This window comes from Pseudomonas putida, from assembly GCF_022627325.1.
In the GTDB taxonomy this organism is placed as follows: domain Bacteria; phylum Pseudomonadota; class Gammaproteobacteria; order Pseudomonadales; family Pseudomonadaceae; genus Aquipseudomonas; species Aquipseudomonas putida_X.
This window is the reverse complement of sequence record NZ_JAETZZ010000007.1, coordinates 43,957-66,266: the sequence shown is the minus strand read 5'-3', so window position 1 is coordinate 66,266 and position 22,310 is coordinate 43,957. Positions and strand designations below refer to the sequence as shown.

Sequence of the window (22,310 nt, the reverse complement as noted above, 5' to 3'; positions counted from 1 at the left end):
TGAGGCTTTTTTTGGGCGCTTAGATCGCGTCGGTATCGGTTTCGCCGGTACGGATGCGGATTGCCTGCTCCAGATTCACCACGAAGATCTTGCCGTCACCGATCTTGCCGGTGTTGGCAGCCTTGGTGATGGCTTCGATCACTCGATCGAGGTCCTTGTCGTCGATGGCGACGTCGATCTTCACCTTGGGCAGGAAGTCGACCACGTATTCCGCACCGCGATACAGCTCGGTGTGACCCTTCTGCCGACCGAAGCCTTTGACTTCGGTGACGGTGATGCCCTGCACGCCGATTTCCGACAGTGACTCGCGCACGTCGTCCAGCTTGAACGGCTTGATGATGGCTGTGACTAGCTTCATGAAACTCTCTCCCGATTTGGTGGACTTGCCCCAGGAAAACAAACCCGTCTCAAGTCTAAGCGCAGCGGTTGGCTTTGTAACGCGTCGTCGGCATCCGGCTCCGCGTGCGCACTGCCTGGTCACAAGGAACTGCATCAGTGCATGGCTCGTACAGGTCTTTGCAGAAACCTTGCCAGTTCTGTTAAAGCGCTGAAAAACAGGCAGTTGAGTGAAAGATTGAGGATTGGCCAGTCGCCAGCATTGAAAAGATGCACAACCTTGGTGCACGGCAGTGCACGGGGCTGCTCGAAAAATGTGCAACGGAACGCCAAACCGGCCCCGTGTTACACTGCCGGCCATTACCCATCTGCAGTGGACAGCCGATCATGCTCGCGCCCAAAGCCCTTCTCGATGCCCTCAGCGACCAGGCCTCGCGCCTGTTCAGCGGCGACACCGCCCAGCCCCGCGCTGAACTGGAAAGCCAGTTCAAGGTGCTGATGCAAGGTGCCTTCAGCAAGCTGGACCTGGTCAGCCGCGAAGAATTCGACAGCCAGATGGTCGTATTGGCCCGCACCCGTGCGCGCCTGGAGGCCCTGGAAAAACAGGTCGCCGAGCTGGAAGCGCGCATGGCACCTGCGTCACAGGAGTAAGCCCCGCGCCCTGCCCTCACGCGGGAGCCCGCACCCGGCCGGGCGCCTGGCTGCTTGGCTTGGGCGGCAGCTCGCTGGCGTGCAGGTCCCCGCGAAACAGCGTTGCGCCGCACACCGTGAACAGCGTCCTGAACAGGTTGTGCGAGTTGCGAATCTGCGCCTGAATGCCCTCGATGGTCGCATCCCCCGGCTGCAGCGCGACAGCACGGTTGGCCCACTCGATGGCCGCAAAGCGGCTCGGCTTGCGCGTACCATGCCCGTGCATCCAGGCCAGGCCAAGCTCCGCGCTGGCTCGCCCGGCTATCGCGCAATCGGGGTAGTGCACCAGATCCAGCAAATAGGCGACCGCCTCCGCACGTTCCCGAGGGTCGCCGAATTGGCGCTGCAAAATGGCCACTTGCAAGCGGGCATGGGCATCGAGCGCTTCGTTGCCCAGGCAATCGAGCAGCAAGCGCCTGACCGCCAGCATCGCGCTACGCTCGCTCAAACGCTGTTCATCACGCATGCGCTGGCAGGCCAGTTCGTACTTGGCTACCTGGCTGCCTGACTGCGCGGCACACAGCAGCCAATGCGCAGCAACCCCAGTATCGATGTAGTGTTCCGGCGTACTCTCGAGCCGACCGCAATGCAGCGCATAAAGCGCGGCGGCGGCATCGGGCAGCTTGCACTCGGCACACTGCCTGTATAGAAAATACGCGGCCTCGTGGTACTTGGCGGCCCAAAGCAGGCGCGCCACCTCGAGTACATCAAAGCCCAGCCCCTCGCGCCCGCACTGGCGTTTCACCGCAGCGTGCAGCCAGATACGCGCCTGCTCGACGCACTGCCTGAAACCCCACATGCCGAACTGGTGCCCAACCGAGCGCAACGCACAGGCCGCCGCTTGCCTGCGGTTTTCGCTTAACCGCTCGATGGCGATACGCAGGCTTTGCGCATCGTCTGGCACACCATGGCTCACGACCAGGCAGACAAAGCTGTAGAACGGCTCGCCAATGGCCGGTACGAAGCCCTGGTCGGGGTATAGCGCGACAGAGGCGACGAAGTCGCACATCGCACCGGGGTAGTCTTGCAGCGAATAGCGGCGAAAGGCCCCTCGCCACGCCATGAGCGTGGCGCGTTCCTTTGGCCTGAGTTCGCGTTGCATCCACCGCTCGAAGACGCGCTGCCACGCCGCGACCTGCTGCACCTGATCGGCAGGCGGCAGCCGGAACTGATCCTCAAGCGCCAGCCAGCGGATCGCATTACGCAAAGTTTCAGGCCAGTCCCGACACAAAGGGCCGCTGGCCACGGCATCGATGGCCTCATAGCTACCGCCCCAACGGGGTGTCAGGTAGCTGGCATAGGCCTCGACCGCCTCGAAACAGCCAGGGAACCCGTTCAAGGCATGCCGCAACCAGTAGTCCCGCGCAGACCCCTGCTCGGCGAGCGGGCGCAAACTCAGGCACGAAGGCAACACGTGCGGCAGCTCGACCAGCGGTGCCAGTCCATATTTGACCAGCAACGGTGCAGCGGCCTCCTGCACTTCGACATCGGCATGGGCACTGGGCCGAAAGCGCGCCGGCCGGCCATGAAACAGCTCCACCAGCCAGCCTGGCTCACGAAAGTGCGCACTGATCTGCAACATACCGATCGCCGCCGCTACGGGCTGCGCGCATCGCTCGATGGCCCTCAGAAAGTGCGCCGCAGCCATTTCGCAGGCTTGCTCGGCGGCCAGCCAGCGCGCTGCAGACACCTCATGGGCGGGAGCCGTACCGCGAATATGGCAAGCACGATTGAAGCAGTGAAAGCCCATGGCCACCTGGGGGTGATAGGCCTTGGGGCAGGCTTCGATCCAAGCGTTGAGGCGCTGGGTCAGGGCCTTGCTGCCTTCGACATCCCAGTCGACCAGCATGTACCCCTGAACGGCCTCAAGGTAGGCCGGGCACTCCCCAGGGCGCGCTTGCCGCCACTGCGCCTGAAGGGTATCGAAGAAACGGTTGAGTTCAGTGAACTCATTGGCCTTGACCCGTTCCAGGATCTGCTGGCGGGTGCGAGTGAGTGATTGCACGGGCAGTACCTCAAGTCCATTTGCAGGCGATGCATTGCCATCCGATGGCAGGAAAGTAACGTTTAAACACTAAGCCATAGATTTGCCGGGTGCAAAGTTATTGGATCCATTTTTGTAATGACGTGAAAAACGAGGATGCACTCTTCTTGCTCCTGGCCTCCTGAGCCTCGCTATGCTTGGCAATACCGCACGAAGCGGCCCCTATTCGCGACAACGGAGCGTCCATGTCCCTTGCCCTCGTCCACAGCCGCGCCCAGGTTGGCGTGCAGGCACCGGCGGTCAGCGTCGAAACTCACCTGGCCAACGGGCTGCCCAATCTCACACTGGTCGGCCTGCCCGAAACCACGGTCAAGGAAAGCAAGGACCGGGTGCGCAGCGCCATCGTCAACTCCGGGCTGAACTACCCGCAAAGGCGCATCACCCAGAACCTGGCACCGGCAGACCTACCTAAGGATGGCGGGCGCTACGACCTGGCCATCGCCCTGGGCATCCTTGCCGCTGACGGTCAGGTGCCGGTGGCCACACTGACCGATATCGAATGCCTGGGCGAACTGGCGCTGTCTGGCAAGCTGCGCCCGGTTCAGGGCGTGCTGCCTGCGGCACTGGCGGCGCGCGAGGCTGGCCGGGCATTGGTAGTGCCACGGGAAAACGCCGAAGAGGCGAGCCTGGCGGGTGGGCTGGTGGTGTACGCGGTGGGGCACCTGCTGGAACTGGTGGCGCACCTCAACGGCCAGGTACCTCTGCCTCCCTTTGCCGCTAACGGTCTATTGCTGCACAGCCGCCCTTACCCCGACCTCAGCGAGGTGCAGGGCCAGGTAGCCGCCAAGCGTGCGTTACTGCTGGCGGCCTCAGGTGCTCATAACCTGCTGTTCACCGGCCCGCCCGGCACGGGCAAGACACTGCTCGCCAGCCGCCTGCCCGGCCTGCTGCCGCCGCTGGATGAACATGAAGCGCTGGAAGTGGCAGCCATCCAGTCGGTAAGCGGGCACAAACCCCTTGATAGCTGGCCGCAACGGCCGTTTCGCCATCCGCACCACTCAGCGTCCGGGCCCGCGCTGGTCGGCGGAGGCAGCCGGCCGCAACCAGGTGAAATCACCTTGGCGCACCATGGGGTACTGTTTCTCGATGAATTGCCGGAGTTTGAGCGTCGTGTACTTGAGGTGCTTCGCGAGCCGCTGGAGTCTGGCGAGATCGTGATTGCCCGGGCACGGGACAAAGTACGCTTTCCGGCGCGTTTCCAACTGGTGGCGGCCATGAACCCCTGCCCTTGCGGCTACCTGGGCGACCCCACCGGCCGCTGCCGCTGCAGCACCGAACAGATCCAGCGCTACCGCAACAAGCTTTCCGGCCCGCTGCTGGACCGCATCGATCTGCACCTTACCGTGGCGCGTGAAACCACCACGCTCAACAACCAACCTTGCGGCGAGACAAGCGCCGATGTGGCCGCCCAGGTGGCCGAGGCACGCGAGGTGCAGTACCGGCGGCAAGGCTGTGCCAATGCGTTTCTGGACCTCGAGGGGCTGCGCCGGCACTGCGAATTGTGCGCTGCCGACCAGGCCTGGCTGGAGAGTGCCTGCGAGCGCCTGACACTTTCCCTGCGCGCCGCCCACAGGCTGTTGAAGGTGGCCCGCACGCTGGCTGACCTGGAGGGGGCCAGTACGATTGCCAGGGCGCACCTGGCCGAAGCCCTGCAGTACCGGCCCGGAAGTCACTAGCCATCCGGCGGGCCCTTCATATGCGCACTCAATACTACCCATAGCGGCAATATATTTTGTGCGCAAAATAATAGCGCGCAATATTAGCTCCAGACAGAAAGCAATCGTCGCCACCCCTTACTGAATCTGGAGAACGACCATGACCCTTCGCACCGTATTCGCACTCACCCTCGCCACCCTTGCACTGGGCACCAGTGCCGGTACCTTTGCTCAGTCCACCGAAGCGACGCCCTACCACTACGGCATGAACCTGGACATCGCGCAAGTGATCAGCCTGGCCCCCTCGGCCACGATCCAGGGCCAGCCAAGCACCGCTACCATGACCTACCGAGACAGCACTGGCCAAGTCCGGAGCATTCGCTACTACCAGCCCGATAACGCTCAAGGCAACCAGAACTGAATGCCCATGCAAGATCGAACAAGGCCGTGCAAGCGGCCTTTTGCATTTGCAGGATCCTGGCATATTCAAAGCAACTGCTCGCGACACCCGTAGCGACAAGGCGTTACCTAAAACCTGTAATACTTAGACACATTTGAAAACAAAATGTAGTTGTACGACATCCTATCTACTGTGTTCGACTGCGCTCGTTTAAACAAGAACAATAACGGAGACATCCCCATGTCGAGCATTCATTCGGCCGAGGGCAGTGCTGCCGCACCCTCTCAAAGCCGCGTAACACGGCTGATCAAACTGCTGGGCCCAGGCATCATCGCGGTGTTGTCCTGGCTTGGCGCAGGTGATCTGATAACCTCATCCGTGGCAGGCGCCAACTACGGTTACGCCATGATGTGGGTACTGGCCGTTTCGTTGCTGCTCAGGTACCTCATCGTCAACATCATCGCCCGCTTCCAGCTGTGCAATAACCAAGGCATGACCATCCTCCAGGGGTACGCGCAACTGCACCCCATATTTGCCTGGTTCATGCTGGCCTACGCGCTGCTGATGGGCCACCTGATGAACGCCTACATGATCAAGGGCGCAGGCGAAGCGCTGGCGATGCTGTTGCGCATCGACTACCCGCTGCTGTGCTCGATGGCTGTGGTGCTGGCGGTGTGGATGCTGGTCGGGCGCAACATCTACGCCATGATCGAAGGCGTGATGAAGCTGCTGCTGGCGGTGATGACGCTGGCGTTTCTGGCACTGGCCGTAATGTCTGGCCCGGATGTGGCCGGTATCGTCAAAGGCACCATCGGCTTCAGCATCCCCGCCGACGAAGGCGTGCACGGTGCACTGCTGGTGGCGGTGTCGGTGATCGGCGCGGTGGCAGGCTCGGTGGCCAACTTCGTGCACCCCTACGTGATGCGCCAGAAGGGCTGGGTAGGCCCGCAACACAAACGCATCCAGCGCAATGACCTGCTGTTCGCCGTGTTCATCGGTATCGTCATCAACCTGGCCATCTGGATCGTCGGCGCGGAAATACTGCGGCCAAACGGCATCGAAGTGAAAACCCTCGGCGACCTGGGCAAGGCACTGGAAATATTCTTCGGCCCGATCGGCTGGTACATCTTCTTCATCGGTGTGTTCGCCACACTGTGCGCCAGCATTTCCGGCAAGACCACGGCCTTCCCGATGCTGATTACCGATGCCTTCCAGCATGTCCGCCCGCAGCGGCGTGAGCGTTACGGCAAAGAGTTCCACAAGGACCCGATGCACAAGTGGTTCATGCTGTTCATTCTGGTAACGCCGCTGATCTGGTCGATCCCGGGCATGCCCGACTTCGTGACCCTGACCATTGGCGTCAGTGCGTTGAACATCATTGGCTTGCCTGTCATTTCGCTGGGCCTGCTGATCATGTCGAACCAAAAGTCGCTGCTCAGCAAGCAATACCGCAACAACCTGTTCGAAAACATCGCGCTGGCATTCGCGACCGGGCTGGCGTTATGGGTGGCCTTCCAGTTGGGTGTGGATCTGCTCGGCCTGGGCTGAGCCCCTCGCCCCATCGCCGGCCTGCCGGCGATGGGGCACTGAAGGTCAACGCTGGCTGTTCTTGGCGAACGCGTTATCCCTGAGGCATGCGCTTGGGACCCTTGCCAAACAGGTCGACGCTGAAGCATCTGGCTTGAAGTTCACAAATGCCTTGCACTTGCCAGGGCTTCTTCGACAACCCCAAGCAAAACCTCTTCGCTGAATGGTTTGCCAAGGCATGCCAATGCCCCGTTGCGCATAGACGCCTGCACCGCCAAATCATCCCAGTGCGCCGACATACAGATCACCGGCAACCGCCAGCCCAACCGCGCCAGTTCCCGCTGAACCTCCAGGCCGCTCAGCCCAGGCATCTTCAGGTCCAACAGCACACACCCGGCCATCGGTGCCAGCTCAGAGGCCAGCAACTCTTCACCCGAGGCGAACAGCAACGTGGCAACCCCGGCCGAACGCAACAGGTTGGCCAAGCTTTTTCGCACTGAAGCATCGTCATCAACGATACACACCACTCCGTTCATGCCGGGCCCTGGCCCTCGGCACACGACTCGATGACGTTGTGCATGGCGACCAGTTCGACCAGTGAGCGCGACTGCATCTTGTTCATGATGTTCTTCTTGTGGACCTTCGTGGTCACCTCGCTGGTGCCGATCTGCTTGGCAATCTGTTTGTGCGAAAGGCCATCGACCACCAACGAGAACACCTGACGCTCACGCTGGGTAAGGCGCTGGTATTTCTCCTTCACCTGCCGCGCTCGATGCCATTTGCGACCTTGCACCAAGGCCCGTGCGCGCGCCGCGTCGAGTACCGTCAGCAACTGCGCTTCGTCAAAGGGCTTGGTCAGAAACTCCACCGCACCTGCGCGCATGGCCTGCACCGTCATGGGGATGGTGCCGTAACCGGTCATGAAGATGACCGGCCAGGGCAGGTCGAGCCGACGCAGTACATCCTGGACCTCCAGCCCGCTGGCCTCCGGCAGGTTCATGTCCAGCAACAGGCACGCGTAGGGCGTATCTGCCTGGCCTTCGAACAGTTCTTCAGCCGAGGCATACAACCGATGCGCGATATCCTGTGAACGGAACAGCCGCGCCAGAGCCTTGCGCACCGCCGGGTCGTCATCCACCACCAGCACCGGCACGCTGGCACTGTCGCCCAGATCTACCAGGCCCTCTGCCGCGTCCTCCAAGGGTGGCTTACCCAGGGCAGTGCGCGGCAGATCGAGGACAACGTCGACAGCCAGCCGGTAGCCACGCCGTGGTACCGTCTGGATCAGACCCGGGGCGCCAAAGGCCTTGCGCAGCAAAGAGACCTGCACCTGCAGGTTGTTGTCTTCAACCACCGTGCCCGCCCAGACCTGGCTGAACAGCTCGTCTTTGCCGACCACGCGGCCCTTGGCCTTGATCAAGGTGGCCAGCACCTCGAACGCACGCCCGCCCAAAGGCACCGGCTTGCCGTCGACGAAGGCTTCTCGCCGCTCCAACGATACTTGGGCATTGCCTAATCGGATCATGGGCTTCATCTCGCGGGCACGGGCGGTTGCGCGGCCTTGTGCAATCTAGGCCAGCGGGCGCGATCTAACAATTATCCCGAGGGATAGGTTGGCATCAGGACTATACAAGCGTGCGCCGCTGCACCGGGGCTCATAACGGTCAAGATGGTGCCCAATCCTGCCAAGCTGCCTCCCTGCATCAAGGGCAAGGGTTTCGCTGCGTATACTCGCGCCTCTGGATGTCGCCAAGCAGGGGGTGATGGATGCTCGATGAACGCCTTGTGCACGGGCACGTCGACTACGTTCAGTCTATTGACGAAGGCTGGTTGAACCGGTGTGACATCACGCAACGGGGCCAGCTAGGCGACCTCACTTACTTCCGCCTGCACGACCCTGTCACACGCCTGGCCTGGCTAGCCGTGCGCGCCCCGGTCGAAGCGCCCGCCGCCTGCCAACGCCTGGAACGCGACTACCGCCTGCACCTTGACCCTGAGTGGGCGGTGCTCCCTTCGGCTTTTCTGCGCTGCGCCGAAGGCTCATTGCTGGTATACCCGGCAGGCCGTTCGGTCGCGGACCTCATCGCCCAAGGCCCGGCGGCGATTGCGACTTTTCTCGGCGTTGCGGTAAACGCTGCGAAGGCTCTGGCGCAGGCTCATGAGCACAATGTGCTGCATGGGGCCTTGCAACCGGAACATATCTGCATCGGCAAAGCGCAGCGTGTGCGGCTTGGTTTTTTCAGCGCCGACACTCAGGCACAGGGCAGCGCACAGCAAACGCCCATCGGCAACTGGGCCTACCTGGCACCGGAGCAACTCTGCCCCCATGGCACCAGCCGCGATCAGCGCAGCGACATCTATGCCTTGGGCGCGATCCTCTACCAGTTGCTCCTGGGCGAGCTACCCTTGCGCGGGCGCGACAAGCTGCACTGGCGCCAGCTACATGCCGGCGTGCAGCCGCGGGCAGCCAACGAAGTCGATGCCAGGGTGCCGCTGGCGCTAAGCGACATCCTCGCCAAAGCGCTGGCCAAAGAGCCTGAAGCCCGTTACCAGAGCGCACGTGCCCTGGCCATCGACCTTGACCATTGTCAGCGGCAGTGGGCCACCACGCAGGCCATCGAAGGCTTTGAACCAGGCAGCGCGGACGGTATCGCGCCCAGCCGCGAACGCCTGTACGGTCGCGATGCCGAGCAGAAGGTGATCGCTCTGCTGATGAAAGCCGTGCGCCGTAACAGCACACCGCAAGCGCTGTTCATCAGCGGTGCGACCGGCATGGGCAAGTCGCGCCTTGTCGAGACGGCGCTGAGGGCCGATGCCCACGGCTATTGGGCCATCGGCAAATGCAACAGCCTCGAACAGGCAGTGCCCTACGCGCCCTGGATCGAAATTCTGCAGTCGCTGGCCACGCAGTTGCTGGCCAAAAACAGCCAAGACCTCGAAACGCTGCGCCGCGAGATCCTGCGCCGGCTAAAAGGCCGTGGCCGCCTGCTGGGCAAGCTGGCGCCAGACCTCAACCTGATCATCGGCCCACTGCCTGAACTGCCGGAAAAACCTTCGCGGTTGGCCTTGCAGAAAGAGCTCAAGGCCATAGTCGAGTTCCTCCATGTACTCAGCCGGCCGGGCCACCCGCTGGTGCTGTTCCTGGACGACATGCAGTGGGCCGACGATGGCACCCAGCACTTGCTGGCGGAGCTGTTCGCCAAACCGCCGGGCAACCTCTTGCTGATTTTCGCCCGGCGCAACGATGCCCACCCCAGCAGCAATGCCCTGACGCCTGCAGCCCCGGTACGCAGCACCACCTTGAACCTGCGCCCGCTTACCGTGAGCGCTGTGACAGCGCTTATCGGCGAGCGCTACCACGTGCAGCCCGAGGCTGCTCTGGAGGTTGCGCAACTGGTGCACGACAAGACCGCGGGCAACCCGTTTTTCATCAACCAGATCCTCACCGCGATGGTCGAGGATGGGCTGTTTACGTTCGACACCCAAGCCATGCGCTGGTCATGGTCATTGGAAGCGGTGTCGCGCCACCGTTACGCCGATAACGTCGCCGACCTGATGGTCCAGCGCATGGTGCGCCTGCCCCCTGCCCAGCGCGATACGCTGCGCATTGCCAGCGCGGTCGGCAACCGTTGCGATGAGCGGCTGCTTGAGCACATCCTGGGGCTGCCTGCCGGGCTCTGCGCCGAATCGCTCCGAGCACTGACTGCCGCGGGCTTCCTGCTGCCGGGTAACAAGGGCCTGGGTTTCGCCCATGACCGTGTACAGGGCGCCGCCTACGCACTCACGCCGCTGCGTGAACGGGCACAGCTGCATGCGCAGATCGCGCACGCCATGCTGCACACATGGCAAGACGACCTGAACGATGCCGTCTTCGATATTGCCAACCAGCTGCAACGCACCGGCGGCCAGGCGTTTGAAACGAATACCTGCGAGGCCTTCCTGCCATTACTGCGCGAGGCCGCCCTGCGAGCGCGCGACAGTGGTGCCATTGACCAGGCGGCAGGCTACCTGCACACCGCCGACCCTATGCTGCGCGTCAGCGGGACACCTTCCGCCCATGCGCAACACGCTTTTAGCATCGCCTGCTTGGCAGCGGAGTGCGACATGCAGCTGTCACGCATGCCGCAGGCTCAGGCCCGTCTCGCCGATTGCCAGAAACGGGCGAGAACGCCCCTTGACCAGGCGCAGGTTTGCAGGCTGCAGGCACGCTTGCATACCTTGCACTGCGACTATCAGGCGGCCATCAGTGCAGCGCTTTACGGCCTCGAGCTACTGGGCATCACCCTGGACCGCGGTAGCAATCAGGCCCAGGTCGAGGCCAGCTTCGCCGTTGTGCAGGCCCTGATCGAGCGCAAAGGCCGCCACTGCCTGGAGTCACTGCCGCGGTGCAATGCGCAGGAGGTGACGGTCGCCGTTGGCCTGCTGGCGACCCTTTCATCGTCTTTTTTCGTCCAGGACGATATTTGTTTCCTGCACTTGGCCAAGCTCGTGGAGTTGTCCCTGAGCCAGGGCGTTGCGCCCGGCAGCACCTATGGGCTGGCCTGGTACGGGGTGATGATCGCCGAGCGTTTCGGTGCCTACCACGATGGGCATGCCTGCTGCCTGGCGGCACTGAAACTGATCGAGCGTCACGGCTTCGAGGCAGACCTGACCAGCGCCCTGCTTGCCCTGGACCAGGTCAGTGCCTGGACTGCCCCCATGGAATTCGCCCGGCGCACCGCCCTGGAGGCTGTTGATTCAGGCCGCTTGAGCGGCGACCTGGCAATGAGTTGCTATGCCTGCAATCACTTGGTCTCGGACTCGCTGTTCATGGGGCGCTACCTGCCGGAAGTTGCCGATGAAGTGGCACAAGGCTTGGCCACCGTGCGCAGGTACAACTACAGCGACATTGAACATATCCTCTTGGCCCAACAAGCATTCGTCGCCGACCTGTGCGGCACCCCCTGCTCAGGCTCGTCCGGGGAGGTAAGATCACCAACGACCCTGTTCTTCAAACACCTGTTCAGCGGCATGTCGGCCTTCTACCTGGGCAACATCAAGCAGGCCATACACAGCCTTGCCTGTGCGGACGAGCATGCCTGGGCGGCACCTGCGCACATCAACCTGGCGGACTACTACCTGTTCCATGGCCTGGCGCTGGGCAGCCCCGAGGCACCTGGCAGCCTTGCCAGCAAACTGGCCGCGCTGCAAGCCGCGCGCGTGCGTTTTGCCAGTTGGGCGAACTTCAACCCGGTTACCTTCCGCAACAAGCTGCTGTTGATAGAAGGGGTCATCGCCAAACTCAATAACGACGGCATGGCCGCCATCCGCTGCTTCGATCAGGCACAGATCGCCGCCACCACTGCCGGGTTCATTCATGAGCAGGCCCTGGCTCACGAACAACTGGCCGAGGTATGCATCCCTAACGGCTTGATCTCTGGCGCCAACCTGCACCTGCGCATTGCCCGCGACTGTTTTCATATCTGGGGCGCGACTGGCAAAGTGCGCCAACTCGAGACACTGCACCCGTTCCTGCGCACCCAGCCGGTACAAGAAACCCACCGTTCGTCCAGCCAGGCGCGGCTGGACCTGGAAGCGGGTATCGAAGCTGCACGGGCGCTGTCCGAAGAGGTGTTGCTCGAAGGCCTCATCGAGACGCTGATGGGCCACCTGACCCAGCACTCCGGCGCCGATCACGGCGCACTGCTGATCGTCAGCGGCGCGGAGTTCCAGATGGCCGCCCTGGCCTATATCGATGATGTCGGCCTGCATGTGCACATGGACAACTGCCAGAAATTCCTGACCCAGGCCCCGCTGTCGATCATCAACGCCACCATGCGCACCAAGAAACCGCTGGTGCTCGACGATGCCCTGAGCGAATGCCCGGAAGCCTTCCGCCAAGAGCTGCAGGCGCGCAATGCGCGCTCGGTACTGTGCCTGCCATTGGTGATCCAGGGTGTGCTGATCGGCTTGGTTTACCTGGAGAACCGCCTGGTGCCGAACCTGTTCGGCAGCCAGCGCCTGGCCATGCTGGAGATTCTGGCCTCGCAAGCGGCGGTGTCGCTGCAGACGGCAAAGTTCTATACGCGCCTGGCCGAAGACAACCAGACTCGCGCGCAGATGGAAGCCGAACTGCGCCGTTCACGTGCGCAGCTTGCCAGCAGTGCGCACCAGCAGGTGATGAACGAGCTTTCGGCATCCATCGCCCACGAGATCAGCCAGCCGCTTCTGGGTATCGCCGCCAATGCCGCAGCCAGCCTGCGCTGGCTCAAGCGCGAAACACCTGATCTGAAGGAAGCCATTGCCGGCCTGGAAGACATTCGCAACGACAGCGAGCGCGCCGCCAACATCGTGCGGGCACTGCGCTCGCTGGCCAAACAAACGCCGATGCAGCTCAAGGCGGTGAAGCTGGACGACCTGATTCTGGAAGTAGTGCGGCTGACCTCTGGGGATGCCGGCAAATGCAAGGTGGAGGTGCAGACCAGATTGCATGCCGGGGTAAGCGTGATGGCCGACCCCGTGCAATTGCAGCAGTTGGTGTTCAACCTCATCACCAATGCGCTGGAGGCGCTGGCGGGCTATCGCAGCGATGGATTGCTGCAGATTTCATCCGAGGTGCTGGCAGACAAAGTGCAGATCTGCGTCGATGATAACGGCCCGGGCATCGCTCCGGAGGAGCGGGATCAGGTATTCGGCGCGTTCTATACGACCAAGAGCGGCGGTTTGGGGATGGGCCTGGCGATCTGCAATTCGGTGGTACAGGCCCATGGGGGGCAGTTGCAGGCGCAGGTTTCGGCACTGGGTGGGTGCAGGATTCGGCTTACCCTCGCGCTGCAGCAGCCCTGAATTCTCCTTTCGGCACCGGCCAATGGCCGGCAAGCGCCCTCAGCTAGCCCAGTTGCTCAAGCTCGATCGGCCCTGCACTTGGACTGCCCCCGAAAGCTGGCACAATCCAAGCGGGAGCCGGCTTGACCGGCGGTTGGGCCGCCTAGCGGCCCTCGCGTCACATCAACGCGCGCTCAACGCCGCATAGCTGTTCATCAGGTTGCGGTAGTTGGGAATGCGCTGTGACAGCAGATTGCCCAGCCCCTCGATATCGTTGCGCCAGTCACGGTGCAGCTCACAGGCCACCGAGAACCAGTTCATCATCTGCGCGCCCGCCTCGGTCATGCGGACCCACGCCGCCTGCTGCACGGTTTGATTGAAGGTGCCTGAGGCATCGGTCACCACGAAGACCTCGAAACCCTCGGCCAGTGCCGACAGGGTGGGGAACGCTACGCACACGTCGGTAACCACACCGGCGATGATCAGTTGCTTGCGGCCGGTGGCCTTGATTGCCTTGACGAAGTCTTCGTTGTCCCAGGCATTGATCTGGCCAGGGCGGGCAATGTAAGGCGCGTCCGGGAACATCTCTTTCAGTTCAGGCACCAGCGGGCCATTGGGACCTTGCTCGAAGCTGGTGGTAAGGATGGTCGGCAGCCCGAAGAACTTGGCCAGGTCGCCCAGCGCCAGAACGTTGTTCTTGAATTCGTTTGGCGAAAAGTCCTGCACAAGTGAGATAAGGCCAGTCTGGTGATCGACCAGCAACACCACGGCGTCGTCTTTGTTCAGGCGCTTGTAATCGGGTTGGCTCATTGGGGTAACTCCTTGGGTAGGGAAAATGGCCTCGGCACTGTTCCGAGGGCTTATACCTGTGGATAAAAACGTCTTAAGGATGGGCATCGATGCGCGCTGCTCGGCGCCAGGCCTTGGGCGGCTGGCCTACCAGGCGGCTGAAGGCGCGAGTGAAATGGGCCTGGTCGCAAAAACCGCACTCAAGGCTCACATGGGTAATGGGCGCCTCGGTGGCCAACAGACGCTTTGCCTTCTCCATCCGCGCCAGCAGTCGCCAGGCCTGGGGCGAAAGGCCGGTATTGACCTTGAAGGCACGGGAGAAGTGGCTCCGGGTGAGGTTGCACACCCCTGCGATCTCTATGATCGACAGCGAACTGCGCAGCATCAGTTCCTTGGCCTGGCGTAACCGTGTGGGGGTCAGGGCACCGGGGGAATGAGGGTTGTCTTCGGGCAAACCAGGGTTCATGGCGACTCTCCTGTTCAATGCAGAAAGTCTCACCCTCGGTGCATGACAAAGTCCTGAGCCGAACCTGAAGAGTTCTTAATTGTGCACTGCTGGCCCCAAGGCCTCACCGATACCTTAAAATGCACGCCGAATTCAGCTTCGGGCCGCAGCAGCGGCCAGCATTCAAGGCGTAAGAGGTATGCAGGAAAATCGCGCTCATCGCACCGTGGCCATGGTGCTGTTCAACGATGTGCTATTGCTGGATGTCACGGGGCCCATGGACGCCTTCGCCATCGCCAACCGGTTCTTGCCCGAAGACAGGCGCTATCGGCTGATCACCGTGGCTGAAAGCCAAAGTGCCATTCGGGGGTCCTGTGGCCTGAACGTCATCGCAGACCTGCGCCTGGAGGACCTGCCAGGCAACGTCGACCTGCTACTGGTGCCCGGTGGGCCAGGAGCCTATGACGTCGCCCTGCCCACGCTGGAGCGCTGGCTTGGGCACGCCGTGCACAGTGCCAAACGCTTCGGCGCCATCTGCACCGGAGTGTTCTTGCTGGGGCGGGCCGGGCTGCTGAGCGGCTACCGCTGTACCACCCACTGGAATTATGTGGAACGCCTGGCCCGCGCATTCCCCGAAGCGAAAGTCGAGACCGAGCAGATCTATGTGGTCGACCGTGGCCTGATCACTTCAGGTGGTATCACCGCAGGTATCGACCTGGCGTTGGCCATCGTGGCAGAAGATCACGGCAAGGCGCTGGCCTTGGAGGTGGCCAAGGTGCTGCTGGTCGCCCGTCATCGCCAGGGTGGGCAGGCGCCCTACGGTCCGCTGCTCGCTGCGGTGCCACGGGACGGCTCGGTGATAGCACGCGTACAAGCGTATGTCGTCGACCATATCGACCAAGCCTTCACTGTGCAGAAGATGGCCGACCTGGTGGCAATGAGCGGGCGCAATTTCGCTCGTACCTTTCAGCGTGAGGTGGGCATCACGCCGATGCAGTACCTGCAGAACGCGCGTATCGATCAGGCACGCAAACTGCTCGAAGGCAGCGACCGTCCTTTGAAGGTGGTGGCGGCGCAATGTGGGTTTGGCAGTGACCGGCATATGCGCAAAGTGTTCTGCGAGCGGCTAGGCATGACGCCGGCGCAGTACCGGGCGCAGTTCGGCGGCAGTTGAGCTGAGCGTTCCGCGTTGCCCGGGAAGCGCCAGGTAAAACTGTCACACTTGGTGGGACAATGTTTCTCTCCTGCGGCAGATTGTCTTAGGCAGCCGCAATCCCCAGAATTGCCCGCCACACTGTTCTAACGCTGCCCCGGCAGCTCATGGAGTTCGAGCCAATGCCACACGAAGGCAGCCTTCTGCAAACCGCGGTGATCTTCCTGTTCGCCGCCGTCCTTGCCGTACCCTTGGCCAAACGCCTGCAACTGGGCGCCGTGATCGGCTACCTGCTGGCGGGCGTGGCCATCGGCCCACAGGCCTTGGGCCTGATCCGCGACACCGAAAGCGTGGCGCACATTTCCGAACTGGGCGTGGTCCTGTTGCTGTTCATCATCGGCCTGGAACTGTCGCCCAAGCGCCTGTGGCTGATGCGCAAGTCAGTGTTCGGCGTCGGTACGGCACAGGTGCTGCTGACCGGTGCACTGATCGGCGCCATTGCCCTGTTCGGTTTCGGCCAGTCACTCTCGGCCGCCCTCGTGGTCGGCCTTGGCCTGGCCCTGTCTTCCACCGCCCTGGGCCTGCAGAGCCTGGCCGAGAGCAAGCAGCTCAACGCCCCGCATGGCCGCCTGGCGTTCGCCATCCTGCTGTTCCAGGACATTGCCGCGATCCCGCTGATAGCCCTGGTGCCACTGCTGGCTGCCAGCGGCCCGGACACCAGCCACGGTGACAGCCTGCAGCATGGCCTGAATGTCTTCGCCAGTATCGCAGTGGTGATCGTCGGCGGGCGCTACCTGCTGCGCCCGGTGTTCCGCATCGTGGCCCGCACCGGCCTGCCTGAAGTGTCCACCGCCACCGCGTTGCTGGTGGTGATCGGTACCGCCTGGCTGATGGAGGAAGCCGGTATTTCCATGGCCCTGGGCGCCTTCCTCGCGGGCTTGCTGCTGGCCGACTCGGAATACCGGCATGAGCTGGAATCACAGATCGAACCGTTCAAAGGCCTGCTGCTGGGGCTGTTTTTCATGAGTGTGGGTATGGGTGCAAACCTGCGCCTGCTGCTGGAAATGCCACTGGTTCTGCTGGGCCTGACCCTGCTGTTGGTGACGGTCAAACTGGTGCTGCTGATGGGTGTCGGCCGCTTGGCCGGTGGCCTGAACAGCGCCAGTGCACTGCGCCTGGGGATGGTACTGGCCGCCGGTGGTGAGTTTGCCTTCGTGGTGTTCAAGCTGGGCAAGGACCAGGGCCTGTTCGACACCCAGACCTACGACCTGCTGCTGATGACCATCACCCTGTCGATGGCCATCACCCCGCTGCTGATGCTCGGCTGCGCCCGTGCCCTCAAGCGCACGCAGCCTGCGCGTGAAGTACCTGAGCAATACAAAGCCATCGATGCCGGTACCCCGCGTGTGGTGATCGTCGGCATGGGCCGCATGGGGCAGATCGTTTCACGCATCCTGCGTGCGCAGAAAATCCCTTTCGTGGCCCTGGAAACCTCGGTGGACGCCATCGAGATGACCCGTATGTTCGAACAGGCGCCGGTGTTTTACGGCGACCCACAGCGCCCCGAAGTGCTGCACGCTGCCAAGGTCGGCGAAGCGGAATACTTCATCATTACCACCGACGACCCGGAGGTGACCATACGCACGGCAGAGCGAGTCAAGCGCCTGTACCCTCACCTCAAAGTGCTGGCACGCGCGCGTAACCGGCAGCATGTGCACAAGCTGGTGGACGTTGGTGCAGAGCCTATTCGCGAGACGTTCTATTCGAGCCTGGAAATGACCCGCCGGGCGCTGGTCGGGTTGGGGCTGAGCAGTGAACAGGCGGCGGACCGCATCGATCGGTTTGCCCAGCATGACGAGGAAGTGCTGGAGGCGCAGGGGCAGGTGCGTGATGACCGGGCCAAGGTGATGCAGACGGCCAAGGAAGCGCGGATGGAGTTGGAGCGATTGTTCGATTCGGATGCGGATTGAGGCTTGTACGTCGAAGACAAAGAGGGCTCAGGCGTAATGCCAGCCAGTTAAGTGATCCGGGGCCGCTTTGCGGCCCATCGCCGGCAAGCCGGCTCCCACCACGACCGTGCTGTTCTTCAGGCCTGTGCTTTACCTGAGGAAGCAAGCGTCTTGCCCAATCTCTAAAAGCTGACGCAATCCATGTGGGAGCCGGGCTTGCCGGCGATGGGCCGCAAAGCGGCCCCAAGTACTCGCTGGCCCCGTCGAGCGCTCGGGCTATTACAGCGCTGCTAGGGGGCTGCTGCGCAGCCCTGATAACGCTAACTGTCTGGCATTAGTCTCAGCCCATCTTTTGGGTGTCCGTCACATTTTCTAGAAACGACAAGACGCCAGTTAGCGATATGTGAAAGTAGCGCTGGGTACATCAACCGGGCCGTTCGAGGCGTGGGAGGTCGCTTACACCCATGGCACCAATAGGCTCGCCTTCATCATGCAGTGCGGTGCAAAGGCACTGAACAAACGTCGTCATGGGAAGCTGTTCTACAAGCGATACGGTGTGCTGTCGAACAAAGAAAAGGGCCACTGTCACCAGTGGCCCTGTAATCATGCTTGATATTCATACACCCTCAAGCCAGGGTGTGGAGGTCTAACCCGACGTTGATGATCCAGCCATCGACAGGGTTCCTCCACCAGCGAGTGCCGCTGGATGGCAGCTGGTTTCGCGCTCCAGCAAAACGCTGACAATACTTCTGAATCAAGTAACGATGGCCCCTTTTGCAGGAGCCATCCGTCAAGTTGCTGTGTATTACTTCCCAGCAGTCAACGCGTTATAGCTGGTCATCAGGTTGCGGTAATCCGGGATGTGGTTGGAGCACAGCGCCGCCAGCCCTTCAACATCGTTGCGCCAGTCGCGGTGCAGTTCACATGCCACGCCGAACCAGGTCATCAGTTGTGCGCCAGCCTGGCTCATGCGGTCGTGGGCAGCGTCGCGGGTCATGGCGTTGAAGGTGCCGGAGGCATCGGTCACCACGAACACCTCGAACTCTTCTTCCAGTGCCGACAGCGCCGGGAAGGCTACACACACCTCGGTCACTACACCGGCGATGATCAGCTGCTTCTTGCCGGTGGCCTTCACCGCCTTGACGAAGTCTTCGTTGTCCCAGGCGTTGATCTGGCCAGGGCGGGCGATGTAAGGGGCGTCCGGGAACAGTGCTTTTAGCTCCGGTACCAGCGGGCCGTTGGGGCCTTGTTCGAAGCTGGTGGTGAGGATGGTCGGCAGGTTGAAGAACTTGGCGAGGTCCGCCAGGGCCAGCACGTTGTTCTTGAACTTGTCCGGCTCGATGTCACGCACCAGCGACAGCAGCCCCGCCTGGTGGTCCACCAGCAGCACGGCGGCGTCGTCTTTGTTGAGGCGGTTGTAGGTGTATTTGCTCATGTTCTGTGCTCCTGAGGTTTATGAATTTTTCAGCAATCTGGGGTGTTTCGCGTTGATGGGCACAGATTAAAATCATCACCTTTAGAGCGGTAGACTGCGAAAATTGCCCTTAGCGTTCCACCTGGAGAACGATCATTGGAAGACCTGAACTCCCTCTACTATTTCACCCAGGTGGTCGAGCACGGCGGCTTCGCCCCGGCCGGGCGGGCGCTGGACATGCCCAAGTCGAAACTCAGCCGCCGCATCGCCGACCTTGAGGACCGCCTGGGCGTGCGCCTGCTGCACCGCACCAGCCGGCACTGCTCGCTCACCGAGATCGGCCAGGCCTACTACAACCGTTGCCTGGCCATGCGTGTAGAGGCCGAAGGTGCAGCGGAAATCATCGAGCGCAACCGCAGCGAGCCGCGCGGCTTGGTGCGCATCAGCTGCCCGACCACACTGCTCAACTCCTGGGTCGGGCCAATGCTCACCCGCTACATGCTCAAGTACCCACAGGTAGAGCTGTTCATCGAGAGCACCAACCGCCGCGTCGACCTGCTGCACGAGGGCTTCGACGTGGCGCTGCGCGTGCGCTTCCCGCCGCTGGAAAACACCGACATGGTGATGAAGGTGCTGAGCAACAGCACCCAGTGCCTGGTGGGGCACCCGCAGTATCTGCAGCAGTTGCCCAAGGGCTTCGACCCGCAGCTGCTCGGCACGCTGCCCAGCGTGCACTGGGGTAGCGCCCAGCGCGATTACCAGTGGGAGCTGTTCCAGGGCGAGGACATGAGCCGCAGCATCGTGATCCCGCACACACCGCGCATGGTCACCGATGACCTGTTTGCCCTGCGCCATTTCGTGGTGGCCGGGGTGGGTATCGCGCACTTGCCACGGGTGGCAGTGCGCGAAGATCTGGCCGAAGGCCGTTTGGTGGAGCTGTTGCCGCAGTGGCACCCACGCTGCGGCATCGTGCATGCCATTTTCCCTTCGCGGCGTGGGTTGTTGCCGTCGGTGCGGTCGCTGATCGACCACCTGGCGGAGGAATTCGCGATCAGCGACATGGCCTGAACCAGCGCACGCTTCCAAAACCTTGTTCTACGCTTGCCCCACAGTCCCGGATCATTCAACCAGAGGTGAGGCCTGAAGAACTGCGCGGTCGCGGTGGGAGCGGCCTTGCCGGCGATGGGCTGCGTAGCAGCCCTGATAACACGAACTGACTGGCATAACCGCAGGGGGGCCACTCTTCACATCAGCTCAAAACGCAAAGCACGAACAGCCCAAGGCCCCCCAGAAGCCCTGGTAGTCATTCACCGGCACACTCGAATGCCGCGCTTTTTCATGGCTGTGCGCATGCACCCCGCAAGGCCCGCTGCACTGGTGCACCGCTGCAGCCAATGAGGGCGTACCCACGCGCCAATGCCCCGGCACCTTGACCACTGGCGACCACTCCGGCAATACCGGGACCTGTGGCGGGCCGAGCTTGTCGAATTCGCCAGCGCCGTACACGACCTTGCCGTCGACGATAGTCAGTACCGACTCGATGCCCTTGATCGCCTCTTCATCAACGCTGAAGAAATCCAGCGACAGCGCCGCCAGGTCCGCCAGCTGGCCAACCTTGATCTGGCCTTTCTTGCCCTGCTCGCTGGAGAACCACGCGCTGCCCTGGGTGAACAGTTGCAGCGCGGTATCGCGGCTCAGGCCCTCCGGGTACAGCGCCATGCCGCCCACCGTCTTGCCGCTGACCAACCAGTACAGCGACGTCCAAGGGTTGTAGCTGGAGACCCGGGTGGCGTCGGTACCGGCGCCCACAGGCACACCCATTTCGAGCATGCGCTTGATCGGCGGGGTCTGCTCGGCGGCCTTCGCACCGTAGCGATCGACGAAGTACTCACCCTGGAACGCCATGCGGTCCTGGATGGCAATACCGCCGCCCAGCGCACGCACGCGCTCGATGTTCTGAGGCGTGATGGTCTCGGCGTGGTCGAAGAACCAGGGCAACCCGTTGAACGGGATATCGCGGTTGACCTTCTCGAACACGTCGAGCATGCGCGTGATCGATTCGTTGTAGGTGGCGTGCAGGCGGAACGGCCAGCGCTGCTCGACCAGGTGGCGCACCACCGGTTCCAGCTCCTCTTCCATGGTTTGTGGCAGGTCCGGGCGCGGTTCGAGGAAGTCCTCGAAGTCGGCGGCTGAGAACACCAGCATCTCACCGGCGCCGTTATGGCGCAGGAAGTCGGTGCCGCTGTGCAGCTTGACACTGGAAGTCCACTTCCTGAAGTCGTCCAGCTCTTCCTTGGGCTTTTGGGTGAACAGGTTGTAGGCGATGCGCACCGTCAGCTGGTCGCTGTCGGCCAGTTCCTGAATCACCGCGTAGTCGTCGGGGAAGTTCTGGTAGCCGCCCCCTGCGTCGATGGCGCTGGTCAGGCCCAGGCGGTTGAGCTCACGCATGAACTGGCGGGTCGAGTTGACCTGGTACTCCAGCGGCAGCTTAGGCCCTTTGGCCAAGGTTGCGTAAAGGATCATCGCGTTGGGGCGGGCGATGAGCATGCCAGTGGGGTTGCCGAACTTGTCGCGCTGAATTTCACCGCCCGGTGGGTTCGGCGTGTCCTTGCTGTAGCCCACGGCCTTGAGCGCGGCGCGGTTGAGCAGTGCGCGGTCGTACAGGTGCAGCAGAAACACCGGGGTATCGGGCGCAGCCTGGTTGATTTCTTCCAGGGTGGGCATGCGTTTTTCAGCGAACTGGAATTCGTTCCAGCCACCGACCACGCGCACCCATTGCGGCGTTGGCGTGCGCGCCGCCTGGTCCTTGAGCATGCGCAGGGCATCGGCTACCGACGGCACACCTTCCCAGCGCAGTTCAAGGTTGTAGTTCAGACCGCCGCGGATCAGGTGCAGGTGCGAGTCGTTCAGGCCCGGGATCACCGTGCGCTGCTTCAGGTCGATGATCTGCGTGGCAGCACCCTTGTGGGCCATGGCCTCGGCGTCGTTGCCCACGGCAATGAATCGGCCATCTTTGATGGCGACGGCAGTGGCGGTGGGCTTTTCACGGTCGACTGTATGCAGTTTGCCGTTGAACAGGATCAGGTCGGCGGTCATGGAACCTC

16 protein-coding genes are annotated in these 22,310 nt (G+C 62.3%); 8 read left to right on the top strand and 8 right to left on the bottom strand.

From position 1 onward, the window contains the following. Positions 1–19 precede the first annotated feature (19 nt). Positions 20–358 carry a P-II family nitrogen regulator gene (gene glnK / locus JNA92_RS12655; protein WP_002555808.1) on the bottom strand — a complete coding sequence of 113 codons (339 nt, stop codon included), beginning with the start codon at positions 356–358 and terminating at the stop codon, positions 20–22. Positions 359–723: 365 nt separating this feature from the next. Here glnK and JNA92_RS12650 point away from each other — a divergent pair, with 365 nt between their 5' ends. Next, entirely contained in the window at positions 724–987 is a 264-nt protein-coding gene (locus tag JNA92_RS12650; RefSeq protein WP_241804976.1) for an accessory factor UbiK family protein, read from the top strand. 16 nt (positions 988–1,003) lie between these two features. Here JNA92_RS12650 and JNA92_RS12645 read toward each other — a convergent pair whose 3' ends face one another. After that, positions 1,004–3,031 carry a DUF4034 domain-containing protein gene (locus JNA92_RS12645; protein ID WP_241804975.1) on the bottom strand — a complete coding sequence of 676 codons (2,028 nt, stop codon included), beginning with the start codon at positions 3,029–3,031 and terminating at the stop codon, positions 1,004–1,006. Positions 3,032–3,255: 224 nt separating this feature from the next. Here JNA92_RS12645 and JNA92_RS12640 point away from each other — a divergent pair, with 224 nt between their 5' ends. The 3 genes from JNA92_RS12640 to JNA92_RS12630 all read left to right on the top strand — a co-directional run bounded on the left by JNA92_RS12640 (position 3,256) and on the right by JNA92_RS12630 (position 6,673). Further along, positions 3,256–4,746 (top strand): YifB family Mg chelatase-like AAA ATPase, encoded by a 1,491-nt coding sequence (locus JNA92_RS12640; protein WP_241804974.1) that lies wholly within the window; start codon positions 3,256–3,258, stop codon positions 4,744–4,746. 139 nt (positions 4,747–4,885) lie between these two features. Further along, positions 4,886–5,146 carry a DUF2790 domain-containing protein gene (locus JNA92_RS12635; protein WP_241804973.1) on the top strand — a complete coding sequence of 87 codons (261 nt, stop codon included), beginning with the start codon at positions 4,886–4,888 and terminating at the stop codon, positions 5,144–5,146. Positions 5,147–5,365: 219 nt separating this feature from the next. Next, a complete protein-coding gene (locus JNA92_RS12630) occupies positions 5,366–6,673 on the top strand; it encodes an Nramp family divalent metal transporter (protein ID WP_241804972.1) in 1,308 nt (435 codons plus the stop codon). A gap of 140 nt (positions 6,674–6,813) precedes the next feature. Here the strand turns inward: JNA92_RS12630 and JNA92_RS12625 are convergent, their stop codons facing one another. Together JNA92_RS12625 and JNA92_RS12620 are read right to left on the bottom strand one after the other, a co-directional pair. Continuing rightward, entirely contained in the window at positions 6,814–7,188 is a 375-nt protein-coding gene (locus JNA92_RS12625) for a response regulator transcription factor (RefSeq protein ID WP_241804971.1), read from the bottom strand. After that, entirely contained in the window at positions 7,185–8,177 is a 993-nt protein-coding gene (locus tag JNA92_RS12620) for a response regulator (protein WP_241804970.1), read from the bottom strand. The genes JNA92_RS12625 and JNA92_RS12620 overlap by 4 nt, the downstream gene beginning before the upstream one ends. A 242-nt stretch (positions 8,178–8,419) precedes the next feature. Between JNA92_RS12620 and JNA92_RS12615 the strand changes: the two genes are divergently transcribed. Then, entirely contained in the window at positions 8,420–13,477 is a 5,058-nt protein-coding gene (locus JNA92_RS12615; protein WP_241804969.1) for a trifunctional serine/threonine-protein kinase/ATP-binding protein/sensor histidine kinase, read from the top strand. A gap of 162 nt (positions 13,478–13,639) precedes the next feature. On the opposite strand, the gene ycaC (JNA92_RS12610) is transcribed toward JNA92_RS12615, so the two are convergent. After that, positions 13,640–14,266 carry an isochorismate family cysteine hydrolase YcaC gene (ycaC, locus tag JNA92_RS12610; protein WP_012312177.1) on the bottom strand — a complete coding sequence of 209 codons (627 nt, stop codon included), beginning with the start codon at positions 14,264–14,266 and terminating at the stop codon, positions 13,640–13,642. A gap of 73 nt (positions 14,267–14,339) precedes the next feature. Beyond that, positions 14,340–14,711, bottom strand: coding sequence for a helix-turn-helix domain-containing protein (locus JNA92_RS12605; RefSeq protein WP_241804968.1), 372 nt, complete (start codon positions 14,709–14,711; stop codon positions 14,340–14,342). A gap of 178 nt (positions 14,712–14,889) precedes the next feature. Here JNA92_RS12605 and JNA92_RS12600 point away from each other — a divergent pair, with 178 nt between their 5' ends. Continuing rightward, complete coding sequence (locus JNA92_RS12600) at positions 14,890–15,864, top strand: GlxA family transcriptional regulator (RefSeq protein WP_241804967.1); 975 nt, start codon at positions 14,890–14,892, stop codon at positions 15,862–15,864. A gap of 161 nt (positions 15,865–16,025) precedes the next feature. Further along, positions 16,026–17,813 (top strand): monovalent cation:proton antiporter-2 (CPA2) family protein, encoded by a 1,788-nt coding sequence (locus tag JNA92_RS12595; protein ID WP_241804966.1) that lies wholly within the window; start codon positions 16,026–16,028, stop codon positions 17,811–17,813. Between the two features lie 784 nt (positions 17,814–18,597). Here the strand turns inward: JNA92_RS12595 and ycaC (JNA92_RS12590) are convergent. Then, on the bottom strand, positions 18,598–19,227 hold the full coding sequence (gene ycaC, locus JNA92_RS12590) for an isochorismate family cysteine hydrolase YcaC (RefSeq protein ID WP_241804965.1): 630 nt from the start codon (positions 19,225–19,227) through the stop codon (positions 18,598–18,600). A 135-nt stretch (positions 19,228–19,362) separates the two neighbouring features. Between ycaC (JNA92_RS12590) and JNA92_RS12585 the strand changes: the two genes are divergently transcribed. Continuing rightward, entirely contained in the window at positions 19,363–20,274 is a 912-nt protein-coding gene (locus JNA92_RS12585; RefSeq protein WP_241804964.1) for a LysR substrate-binding domain-containing protein, read from the top strand. 186 nt (positions 20,275–20,460) lie between these two features. On the opposite strand, the gene JNA92_RS12580 is transcribed toward JNA92_RS12585, so the two are convergent. Further along, a complete protein-coding gene (locus JNA92_RS12580) occupies positions 20,461–22,302 on the bottom strand; it encodes an amidohydrolase (RefSeq protein WP_241805184.1) in 1,842 nt (613 codons plus the stop codon). Between the last annotated feature and the right edge of the window lie 8 nt (positions 22,303–22,310).

Excerpts from the sequence above, each read along its gene's own strand:
- JNA92_RS12620 (WP_241804970.1), bottom strand. The coding sequence starts at position 8,177 with ATGATCCGATTAGGCAATGCCCAAGTATCGTTGGAGCGGCGAGAAGCC.
- ycaC (WP_012312177.1), bottom strand. The coding sequence starts at position 14,266 with ATGAGCCAACCCGATTACAAGCGCCTGAACAAAGACGACGCCGTGGTG.
- ycaC (WP_241804965.1), bottom strand. The coding sequence starts at position 19,227 with ATGAGCAAATACACCTACAACCGCCTCAACAAAGACGACGCCGCCGTG.
- JNA92_RS12640 (WP_241804974.1), top strand. The coding sequence starts at position 3,256 with ATGTCCCTTGCCCTCGTCCACAGCCGCGCCCAGGTTGGCGTGCAGGCA.
- JNA92_RS12605 (WP_241804968.1), bottom strand. The coding sequence starts at position 14,711 with ATGAACCCTGGTTTGCCCGAAGACAACCCTCATTCCCCCGGTGCCCTG.
- JNA92_RS12625 (WP_241804971.1), bottom strand. The coding sequence starts at position 7,188 with ATGAACGGAGTGGTGTGTATCGTTGATGACGATGCTTCAGTGCGAAAA.
- JNA92_RS12635 (WP_241804973.1), top strand. The coding sequence starts at position 4,886 with ATGACCCTTCGCACCGTATTCGCACTCACCCTCGCCACCCTTGCACTG.
- JNA92_RS12595 (WP_241804966.1), top strand. The coding sequence starts at position 16,026 with ATGCCACACGAAGGCAGCCTTCTGCAAACCGCGGTGATCTTCCTGTTC.
- JNA92_RS12650 (WP_241804976.1), top strand. The coding sequence starts at position 724 with ATGCTCGCGCCCAAAGCCCTTCTCGATGCCCTCAGCGACCAGGCCTCG.
- JNA92_RS12630 (WP_241804972.1), top strand. The coding sequence starts at position 5,366 with ATGTCGAGCATTCATTCGGCCGAGGGCAGTGCTGCCGCACCCTCTCAA.
- JNA92_RS12580 (WP_241805184.1), bottom strand. The coding sequence starts at position 22,302 with ATGACCGCCGACCTGATCCTGTTCAACGGCAAACTGCATACAGTCGAC.
- glnK (WP_002555808.1), bottom strand. The coding sequence starts at position 358 with ATGAAGCTAGTCACAGCCATCATCAAGCCGTTCAAGCTGGACGACGTG.
- JNA92_RS12600 (WP_241804967.1), top strand. The coding sequence starts at position 14,890 with ATGCAGGAAAATCGCGCTCATCGCACCGTGGCCATGGTGCTGTTCAAC.
- JNA92_RS12615 (WP_241804969.1), top strand. The coding sequence starts at position 8,420 with ATGCTCGATGAACGCCTTGTGCACGGGCACGTCGACTACGTTCAGTCT.